We start from the raw sequence: 8813 nt of genomic DNA on the forward strand, positions 1-8813 counted from the left end.
TGCTGGAATTGTGCGACTTCAGCCGGCGCTTGTAGCGCCTGAGCCGCGTTTCGAGGCGATCGGCGGCCGCCTCGAAGGCAAGCGTGGGATCCTGGGCGTCCCCGGTCGCCTGCAGCGAGGCGCCGGAATCGAGGCGGATCATGCAATCGGCCGAGAAGCGCGATCCCGCTTTGATGACCGTTACATGTCCTGAAAAACCCCGATCGAAATATTTTTCAATCGCTTCGTTGACACGATCGTTGATGCGCGTACGGAACGCATCGCCGATGTCCATGTGTTTTCCCGAAATGCGCAGATTCATCTGAAAACTGACCTTCCCTGCTCAGGCTTCAAACTGTCCCAAGTTTATACCCGTGGTGCGCGCGCACAAGCTTTGCGGCGGCACGCGCGCCGATTTTAGACCCGAACTTTCCGGTTGATCACAAGTCGCCTTCTGGCCGTCCGAGGCCTTCGCTTTGACGGAGCCATTCGCGAGGCGGGCATCACGGCCCGGCTCATGCGGGCGGGCTTCTAGACACTTCATTGCAGCTTGTCAATGAAACACGAAAACTGTGAAAAATCGCCATTCCTCAGCTCGGACCAAACTAGGTCAGGCCCGATGAATATCAACTGCCCTATCGCCCGGCGTTGGCCAGCGCCCGCTTCTCCCGGCGCCGCTGCACCGATGAAGGAATGTTCATGCCTTCCCGGTATTTGGCGACCGTGCGGCGGGCGATGTCGACGCCGCTTTCCCGCAGCATGTCGACGATAGCGTCGTCGGAAAGCACGTCGGCGGGCTTTTCCTCGTCGATCAGCTGCTTGATGCGGTCACGCACGGCTTCCGACGAATGCGCTTCGCCGCCTTCCGCCGAGGCGATCGAAGCGGTGAAGAAATAGCGCAGCTCGAACACGCCGCGCGGCGTCAGCATGTATTTGTTGGCGGTGACGCGGCTCACCGTCGATTCATGCATCCCGATCGCGTCGGCCACCGTGCGCAGGTTGAGCGGTTTGAGATGCCGCACGCCATGAACGAGGAATGCGTCCTGCTGGCGCACGATTTCCGAGGCCACTTTCAGGATCGTCTTCGCCCGCTGGTCGAGGCTGCGCGTCAGCCAGTTGGCGTTCTGCAGGCATTCGGCCAGAAACTCCTTTTCCGCCTGGTCCTTGGCATGGCCGGAAACTCGGGCGAAATAGACATGATCGACCAAAACGCGCGGCAGCGTGTCGGCGTTGAGCTCCACCGCCCAGCTGCCGTCGGCAGCGGCCCGCACCTCGACGTCGGCGACGATGGCGTCGCTCGCGCCGCCCGAAAACGCGGTGCCGGGACGCGGATCGAGCGCCCGGATCTCGGCCAGCATGTCGAGAAGGTCTTCCTCGTCGACGCCGCAGATGCGTTTCAGCGTCTGGAAATCCCGCCGCGCCAGAAGTTCGAGATTAGCCACCAGGGCCTTCATCGCCGGATCGAGCCGGTCGCGAGCTGCAAGCTGCAGCGACAGGCATTCGGCGAGGTCACGGGCAAACAGGCCGGCCGGCTCGAAGGTCTGGCAGACCGCGAGCGCTCGCGCCACCGCTCCCTTGTCCGCCCCCAGCCGCGCGGCAATCTCTTCCAGATCGGCGCGCAGATAGCCCGCTTCGTCGAGGCTATCGGCAAGCTCGCCGGCAATCAGGCGCTCGCCGGGTTTGGCGAAGGCAAGCGCGATCTGTTCGCCGACATGCTCGCGCAGCGTCACGATGGTCGCGGCCATCTCGCCGACGTCGAAGCCTTCCGACGAAGCGCTGCCGGCGCTGCCCGCGGATGCCGACTTCCACTGCGCGGTGAGATCCGGTCCGAGCTTTTCGCTGGTGCCGGGATCGTCGGGAAACAGGTTCTCCAGCGAAGAGTCGAGCTTTTCCGAGATCGCCTCGGCGCTCCATTCCGTCTCGCTTTCGAACCAGTCGTCCCCGGCGGCGGGTTCCGGAGCGGTCTCGCTCTTCTGCGGCTGGTCGCCGCCCGCATCGTCCTGCGGCTCGGCCCGCTCCAAGAGCGGATTGCGCTCGATTTCCTCGTCGATGAAGCGCTCGAGCTCGACATGGGTGAGCTGCAGCAGCCGGATCGACTGCATCAGCTGGGGCGTCATCACCAGCGACTGGGACTGTCTGAGCTGCAGTTTGGCCGCCAGCGCCATGGTTGGATTCAAACGCCTCGTCTACGCATCGAGCTGCGGTTTTTCGGTCGGGCATAGAAACTGGCCCGGCTTTTGCTTGTCAAGGAAAACGCTAGCAGAGACGGCTTACCGGACCGTTATTCGCGGGCAGAGCAGGCATAAAGCCGGAAAATTCAGCGAGAAATTGCCGCGGAACCGGAATTTTCGCGTCTAGAGCGTAAAACCCTCGCCGAGATAGAGCCGCCGCACATCGGCGTTGGCGACGATCTCGTCGGCGCGGCCATGCGTCAGCACCTGGCCGGCATGGATGATATAGGCGCGGTCGATCAGGCCGAGCGTCTCACGCACATTATGGTCGGTGATCAGCACGCCGATGCCGCGCGCGGTCAGATGGCGGACGAGCTGCTGGATGTCGGCGACCGCGATCGGATCGATACCGGCGAAGGGTTCGTCGAGCAGCATATAGGCCGGCCGTGTGGCCAGCGCCCGCGCGATCTCGAGGCGGCGTCTTTCGCCGCCGGACAGCGACATCGACGGCGCCTTGCGCAGATGGCTGATGTGGAATTCCTCGAGCAGCTCGTCGAGCGTGCGCTCACGTTCCTTGCGGCTCTTTTCCACCACTTCCAGAACGGCGCGAATGTTCTGCTCGACGTTGAGGCCCCGGAAGATCGACGCTTCCTGCGGCAGATAGCCGATGCCGAGGCGGGCGCGCCGGTACATCGGCATCGAGGTGACGTCGAAGCCGTCGATCTCGATCGTGCCTTCGTCCACCGGCACGAGACCGGTGACCATGTAGAAACAGGTGGTCTTGCCGGCGCCATTGGGACCAAGCAGTCCGACGGCTTCGCCGGCCCGCACGCCGAGCGTCACGCCGCTCACCACCTTGCGGCCCTTATAGCTCTTGGTCAGGCCCTTGGCGATCAGGGTGCCCTTGAACTTCGCCTTGTCGGCGCCGATCGTTGCCGGCGCAGACGTTTTTGCGGCTGTCCGCCCCGGGAGGCGGGCCAGCAGCGACGATACGCCGGCCATTAGTTGCTCGACGCTCCCTGCTGGGCCGTGCCCTTTTGGGGCGCGCCCTGCTTCTGCGGCGTGATCGACATGATGACCCGACCGCCGGTGCCGCAACCGTCGACATTGGCAAGGCCGCTTTTCATCTGAACGGTGAGCTTGCAACCCTTGAGCACGTTGTCGCCCTGCGAGAGCACGACTTCGCTGCCGGAAAGAACGAGCACCTGGGTCTTCATGTCGAACGTGCCCTTGTCGCCGGTGGCGATCTGGTCGTTCGATTTGATATAGACTTTGTTCTCAACCACGAGGTGGTCGATGTTGGCTGCCCCGGTCATCGCCGATGCGCCCGCCGCCGCTCCCTTGGGAGCGTTTGGGTCCTTGACGTAATAGACCGTCATCTTGCCGGCCTTGAGCAGCGTCGGCCCCTGATTGACGGTGACGTTGCCGCTGAAGATCGCCGCGCTGTCGGCTTGACGGACCTCGAGCTTGTCGCTTTCGATCTGGATCGGCTGGTCGCCTGACAATTTCAGGCCGGACATCTGGCTGGTGCCGCCGGATTGGGCAAGCGCCGGCGCCGCCTCGAGCAACATGAAGAGAGAGGCCGCCGCTGCAAGCCTTGCCGAACTACTGCGACGCATTCTGCTCCCCGCCCTTTGCCTCTGCCGCCTTCAGACTTGCCGCGTCAATGTTGACGCGCACCCGGTTCTCGAAGACCACGACCTTGCCGTTTTCTTCCACCGACATCGAGTCGGCGGTGATGCGCGATCCGCCGCGGCTGACATCGACCGGATTGTCGGTCTTCATAGAGCCTTTGCCCATGTCTAGGAAGACCGATTTGAACTTGGCTTCCATGCCGTCGCTCGTCGTCACCAGGACATCGCTTGTGAGGTCCATCGTGTTGGCGTCGCGGTCGTATATGCCATGCGCGGCGTTGACCGCCACCACATTGTCGCTGGCGACGGGCAGCTTGGCGTTGATGCCTTCGAGGTCGATGATACCCTGCTTGCCGACATCCTGTGTCGCCCTGGTCGCCGTCAGCGAATAAGGCAGTTTCTGCTTGGTGAAGCCGTTGAGCTTGGGATTGGCCATCACCAGCTTGCCGTCCGAAAAGGCCGTGCCGTCGGCCTGTACCGAGATCGACACCGGCGCGGCGAGATAAGAATAGACCGGAAAGGCGATCGCAATTGCCGCCGCCAGCAGCGGCACGGCGAATTTCAACACGCGCACGCGGCGCGAATGCTGCTGCGCACGATCGAACGCATCGCCGCGCGTGCCGCTTTCGCCAGCGGCAGCCGATACCGTTTCGGCATCGCTCGTTTCGTCAGATCGCGCCAACATGACTATTTTCTAATGAGCCCTTGCCCCGCCAAACACCGCCTATAGGTGGTATGCCGGTCCCCGCAAGCAAGCACAAGCGGAGGAAAACTGCAAAAATGTGACGGCTACTACCGTACGACTAGGACGAATCCGGCTGCACTGCCAGCTCTTCATAGCAGATAGGAACGGGCTGCGTTAATTTTTCGTGAGGTCGTCGTGACCGCCGCGTTGCGCCAAGACCTGTCAGGGCCAGGGCATCAGGAAACGGTAGCCCCGCGCGGATGGTTGCTTTAAAAGCGTCCTTTCCCACCGAATGTGAGGCTGACCATGGCAATGAGAGCCGACGACCTGATCGACCGCCGCCGCTTGCGCCGCAAGCTGACGTTCTGGCGCGTGACCGCGTTTGTGATTGTGGCGGCAGCTCTGATCGCGTTTTCGGCATGGATCTATGGTGACGATTTCACCGGTCAGGCGATCGACCACATCGCGAAGGTCAAGATTGAAGGCACCATCACCGAGGACGAGGAGCTGATCAAAAGACTGGAGACGATCCGCAAATCCGCAACGGTGAAGGGCGTCATCCTGTCGATCGATTCGCCCGGAGGCACCACGGTTGGCGGCGAGTCGATCTATGAGGAAGTGCGCAAGCTCGCCGCCGACAAGCCGGTGGTGGCCGAGGTCGGCACGCTGGCCGCGTCCGCCGGCTATATGATCGCAAGCGCGGCCGACCACATCGTCGCCCGCAAGACCTCGATCGTCGGATCGATCGGCGTGCTGATCCAGTATCCCGACGTGAGCGGCCTGATGGACAAGCTCGGCATCAAGCTCGAGGAAGTGAAGTCCTCGCCGCTCAAGGCTGCGCCCTCGCCGTTCAAGCCGACCAATGACGACGAGCGCGCCATGGTGCGCAAGCTCATCCTCGACAGCTATGACTGGTTCGTCGGCATTGTCGCCGAACGGCGCAAGATGACCCGCGAGCAGGCGCAGGCGCTGGCCGACGGTTCGATCTTCACCGGCCGCCAGGCGCTCGCCAATCACTTGGTTGATGCCGTTGGCGGCGAACCCGAGGCGATCAACTGGCTGGCGACCAAAGGGGTCGACAGCAAGCTCAAGGTCGTCGAATGGAAGGATACGGAGGGGCACGGCCTCCTGTTTTCGAGAAGCATGACCAAAGCCGTCGCCAATGCGCTCGGCCTGCCGGACGCCGGCGGCGACATCATTCACGAGCTTGGCGCCGACCGCTTGTTCCTTGACGGTCTCGTTTCGGTCTGGCACCCTTGACAACCATTGGAACGAGCCAAATAAAGCAATAAAATCATCCTGATATTTGACCGCAGTGGTTTACGGGGAACGTTCATGATCAAGTCCGAGCTTGTGCAGATCATTGCCGCGCGCAATCCCCATCTTTTCCTCCGCGACGTTGAAAACATCGTCGGCGCGATCTTTGACGAGATCACCGACGCGCTCGCCGAAGGCAACAGGGTCGAGTTGCGCGGTTTCGGTGCCTTTTCGGTGAAAAACCGTCCTGCCCGCACCGGCCGCAACCCCCGCACCGGCGAATCCGTCGAGGTCGAGGAGAAGTGGGTGCCGTTCTTCAAGACCGGCAAGGAGTTGCGCGAAAGGTTGAACGGCGGCAAATAGGCGCTGCGCCGGCAGGTCGGGAAACGACGTTTCGGCGCTTAAGCCACCTCCAGGAGATTTGATGTTCAATCGCGTCATGCTCGTCGTGGTCTTCGTGCCGCTGGCCGTCATCCTGATCGCGCTTGCCGTCGCCAATCGCGGCCTCGTCGCCTTCACGCTCGACCCGTTCCATCCTGGCAATCCGGCGCTGACGCTGAACTTGCCGCTCTTCATCTTCCTGTTCCTGGCTTTGGCCATCGGCATGATCGTCGGTAGCATGGCGACCTGGGTGAAGCAGGGCCGCTACCGCAAGCTCGCGCGCCAGCGCGGGCTGGAGGCCGAGAACTTGCGCCAGGCAGTGAGCCGCGCACCCGCTGCGCCGAAAGGACCGGCGCTGCCGAAGCCGACGAACTAAACAGCGCCTTACGGAGCTTTCCATGCTGACTATTTCGGCCGCCGAGGTCGACCGCGCGCTGACCTTTTCAGGTCTGGTCGAGACACTGCGCACCGCCTTCCGCGAAGGCGCCGTGCAGCCGGTGCGCCACCATCACGCGATCGAGCGGCCGGACGGCGCCGCCTCGACGCTTTTGTTGATGCCGGCCTGGACCGACTTCGACGCCGCCGGCACCTCGGCCGGCGGCCATATCGGCGTCAAGATCGTCACCGTCTCGCCGGACAACAACGCCATCGGCAAGCCGGCGGTGATGGGCCTCTATCTGCTGCTCGACGGCGTGACCGGCGAACCCCAGGCCATGATCGACGGCCAGCGGCTGACGCAATGGCGGACCGCCTGCGCCTCGGCGCTCGCCGCATCCTATCTCGCCCGCGAGGACGCCTCGCGGCTCTTAGTGATCGGCGCCGGCGCGCTGTCACCCTTCCTCGCCAAGGCGCATTCGGCGGTGAGGCCCGTTAAGTCGATCCGCATCTGGAACCGCACGCCGGCCAATGCCGAAAAGGTCGCGGCGGCGCTGCACGCCGAAGGCTTTCCAGCAAGCGTGGCAGGAGACCTCGAAACCGAGCTTGGCGAGGCCGACATCGTCTCGTCGGCGACGATCACGACCGCGCCGCTGATCAAGGGCGCGCTGTTGAAGCCGGGCGCCCATGTCGACCTGGTCGGCGGCTTCACGCCGCAGATGCGCGAGAGCGACGACGATGCCATTTCCCGCGCCCGCGTCTATGTCGATACCCGCGCCGGCGCCACCAAGGAGGCCGGCGACATCGTGCAGCCATTGGCTTCCGGTGTCCTGAAGCCGGAAGCGGTCATCGCCGACCTGCACGAACTGGCGCGTGGCGAGAAACAGGGCCGGCAAAGCGATAGCGAGATCACGCTGTTCAAGTCGGTCGGCGCAGCGCTTGAAGATCTCGCCGCCGGCATCGCCGTCTACAAGGCGCTCAGCACAAGCCAGTAAGAGATAGGGTAGTGAGCAATCAGGAAGCTCACACCCCTACCGCCCCCGCCCTACCGCCCTACCGCCCTGCTGCCTCGTTCGGCCAATAGACACGCAGCCGATGACCGTCGGGATCGAGCGCGACGAAGGTGCGTCCGAAATCCATGTCGGTCGGTGCCTGTAGGATTCTCAGCCCCCGTTCCGCCCAGTCCGCATGCGTGGCGTCGACCGCGGCCGCATTCTCCATCGCAAGCACGAGCTCGCCGCCCCCGCCCGCGGCGGCGGCCGCCGGTTCAACCGTGTGGCGCGACCACAAGCCGAGCTTGAAGCCGTTGTCGAGGACGAACATGGCGAAGGTGGGCGAGGCCTCTACTGGCTGGCGCCCGAGCAGCGAGGCGTAGAACGCGCCGCTCTTCTCGGGGCTGTCGACATAGAGGATGACGAAATTGGGCGTGGTCATGTCGGTCTCCAAGGTATTTGAACCTTGGCCAAGCTAGATCATCCCACCGTCAGATTCTGGCAGCAGCGATCAGCCAGAAGGCTCCTGCGCCGTTTTCCGGGCCGATTCATCGTGCGTCGCTCGCCATTCCTTGAGCATCGCCTGGCGGCGGCGCGGATAGCGGATCTCGGTGGCTGTGAGATTGGCCATGCGGTCGGCGCGGAAATGCCTGAAATCCTGGCGCATCTCACACCACGCCACCATCACCCGCACCTTGTCGAAGAAGCCGAGCGCGAACGGCCAGACCATGCGCTCAGAGGCCGCGCCGCCGGCGTCGCGGTAGAGGAAGCCGAGCTTGCGCTCGCTGCGGATCGCCTGCCTGACGATGCCGAGATCGATCGACTCGCCGCTCGCTGAATTTGGCCCGACCAGTAGCGTCGTGGCGTCGAGATCCTCACGCAGATCGTCCGGCAACACCGCCGCGATCTTGGACAACGCATCCGCCGCCGCCGCGGCCAGCCGCTTGTCCGGCTGTTTCGCCACCCAGCGCGAGCCGAGCACGATCGCCTCGATCTCCTCGTCGGTGAACATCAGCGGCGGCAGCATGAAGCCGGGCTTCAGCACATAGCCCAGCCCCGCCTCGCCTTCGATCGGCGCGCCTTGCCCCTGCAGCGTCGCGATGTCGCGATAGAGCGTGCGGATCGAAACGCCCATTTCATCCGCAAGCGTGCGGCCGCTGACCGGCCGGCGGTGGCGGCGCAGAATCTGGATCAGGTCGAGCAGGCGTTCGGAACGGGACATGACCGGAGACTTGCCCGTTTCTTCGGGCGAGGTCCATCGCATCGCGACAGAACAGCGCCGGACCATGCGGTTGCGAAGGTCAAGGGCCTATGCCAAAAGCGGCGTGCCGTTCCGGAG

General features: G+C 63.6%; 11 protein-coding genes. 4 read left to right on the plus strand and 7 right to left on the minus strand.

Going from position 1 to position 8813, the window contains the following annotated elements:
- From raiA to lptC, 5 genes are all read right to left on the minus strand, one after another.
- Positions 1-301, minus strand: a 301-nt coding sequence (raiA, locus tag EOA32_RS28535) for a ribosome-associated translation inhibitor RaiA (RefSeq protein ID WP_128373492.1), incomplete at its 3' end; no start/stop codon positions are given.
- 313 nt (positions 302-614) lie between these two features.
- Positions 615-2144, minus strand: a complete 1530-nt coding sequence (rpoN, locus tag EOA32_RS28540) for an RNA polymerase factor sigma-54 (protein ID WP_128373493.1) — start codon at positions 2142-2144, stop codon at positions 615-617.
- A gap of 189 nt (positions 2145-2333) precedes the next feature.
- Positions 2334-3152, minus strand: coding sequence for an LPS export ABC transporter ATP-binding protein (lptB, locus tag EOA32_RS28545; protein WP_095783526.1), 819 nt, complete (start codon positions 3150-3152; stop codon positions 2334-2336).
- The gene (locus EOA32_RS28550; RefSeq protein WP_095778732.1) at positions 3152-3769 is read right to left on the minus strand and encodes an LptA/OstA family protein; all 618 of its coding nucleotides are present in this window, start codon (positions 3767-3769) and stop codon (positions 3152-3154) included. Before EOA32_RS28550 ends, lptB begins: the two co-directional genes overlap by 1 nt.
- The gene (lptC, locus tag EOA32_RS28555; RefSeq protein ID WP_128373494.1) at positions 3756-4469 is read right to left on the minus strand and encodes an LPS export ABC transporter periplasmic protein LptC; all 714 of its coding nucleotides are present in this window, start codon (positions 4467-4469) and stop codon (positions 3756-3758) included. The genes EOA32_RS28550 and lptC overlap by 14 nt, the downstream gene beginning before the upstream one ends.
- Positions 4470-4775: 306 nt before the next feature.
- Between lptC and sppA the strand changes: the two genes are divergently transcribed.
- The 4 genes from sppA to EOA32_RS28575 all read left to right on the plus strand — a co-directional run bounded on the left by sppA (position 4776) and on the right by EOA32_RS28575 (position 7477).
- Positions 4776-5729, plus strand: coding sequence for a signal peptide peptidase SppA (gene sppA / locus EOA32_RS28560; protein WP_067318883.1), 954 nt, complete (start codon positions 4776-4778; stop codon positions 5727-5729).
- A gap of 75 nt (positions 5730-5804) precedes the next feature.
- Positions 5805-6089: an integration host factor subunit beta gene (locus EOA32_RS28565; RefSeq protein ID WP_027165368.1), complete on the plus strand. Its 285-nt coding sequence runs from the start codon at positions 5805-5807 to the stop codon at positions 6087-6089.
- A gap of 61 nt (positions 6090-6150) precedes the next feature.
- Complete coding sequence (locus tag EOA32_RS28570; protein WP_095778731.1) at positions 6151-6483, plus strand: DUF1049 domain-containing protein; 333 nt, start codon at positions 6151-6153, stop codon at positions 6481-6483.
- Positions 6484-6505: 22 nt separating this feature from the next.
- Positions 6506-7477 carry an ornithine cyclodeaminase family protein gene (locus EOA32_RS28575; protein ID WP_128373495.1) on the plus strand — a complete coding sequence of 324 codons (972 nt, stop codon included), beginning with the start codon at positions 6506-6508 and terminating at the stop codon, positions 7475-7477.
- Positions 7478-7535: 58 nt separating this feature from the next.
- Here the strand turns inward: EOA32_RS28575 and EOA32_RS28580 are convergent, their stop codons facing one another.
- Positions 7536-7916 (minus strand): VOC family protein, encoded by a 381-nt coding sequence (locus EOA32_RS28580; RefSeq protein ID WP_128373496.1) that lies wholly within the window; start codon positions 7914-7916, stop codon positions 7536-7538.
- Between the two features lie 69 nt (positions 7917-7985).
- Positions 7986-8696, minus strand: coding sequence for a YafY family protein (locus EOA32_RS28585; RefSeq protein ID WP_128373497.1), 711 nt, complete (start codon positions 8694-8696; stop codon positions 7986-7988).
- Positions 8697-8813 lie beyond the last annotated feature (117 nt).

It is taken from the genome of Mesorhizobium sp. M1A.F.Ca.ET.072.01.1.1, assembly GCF_004023325.1.
GTDB lineage: Bacteria > Pseudomonadota > Alphaproteobacteria > Rhizobiales > Rhizobiaceae > Mesorhizobium.

Excerpts from the sequence above, each read along its gene's own strand:
- EOA32_RS28575 (WP_128373495.1), top strand. The coding sequence starts at position 6,506 with ATGCTGACTATTTCGGCCGCCGAGGTCGACCGCGCGCTGACCTTTTCA.
- sppA (WP_067318883.1), top strand. The coding sequence starts at position 4,776 with ATGGCAATGAGAGCCGACGACCTGATCGACCGCCGCCGCTTGCGCCGC.
- lptC (WP_128373494.1), bottom strand. The coding sequence starts at position 4,469 with ATGTTGGCGCGATCTGACGAAACGAGCGATGCCGAAACGGTATCGGCT.
- EOA32_RS28550 (WP_095778732.1), bottom strand. The coding sequence starts at position 3,769 with ATGCGTCGCAGTAGTTCGGCAAGGCTTGCAGCGGCGGCCTCTCTCTTC.
- EOA32_RS28585 (WP_128373497.1), bottom strand. The coding sequence starts at position 8,696 with ATGTCCCGTTCCGAACGCCTGCTCGACCTGATCCAGATTCTGCGCCGC.
- EOA32_RS28570 (WP_095778731.1), top strand. The coding sequence starts at position 6,151 with ATGTTCAATCGCGTCATGCTCGTCGTGGTCTTCGTGCCGCTGGCCGTC.
- EOA32_RS28580 (WP_128373496.1), bottom strand. The coding sequence starts at position 7,916 with ATGACCACGCCCAATTTCGTCATCCTCTATGTCGACAGCCCCGAGAAG.
- EOA32_RS28565 (WP_027165368.1), top strand. The coding sequence starts at position 5,805 with ATGATCAAGTCCGAGCTTGTGCAGATCATTGCCGCGCGCAATCCCCAT.
- rpoN (WP_128373493.1), bottom strand. The coding sequence starts at position 2,144 with ATGGCGCTGGCGGCCAAACTGCAGCTCAGACAGTCCCAGTCGCTGGTG.
- lptB (WP_095783526.1), bottom strand. The coding sequence starts at position 3,152 with ATGGCCGGCGTATCGTCGCTGCTGGCCCGCCTCCCGGGGCGGACAGCC.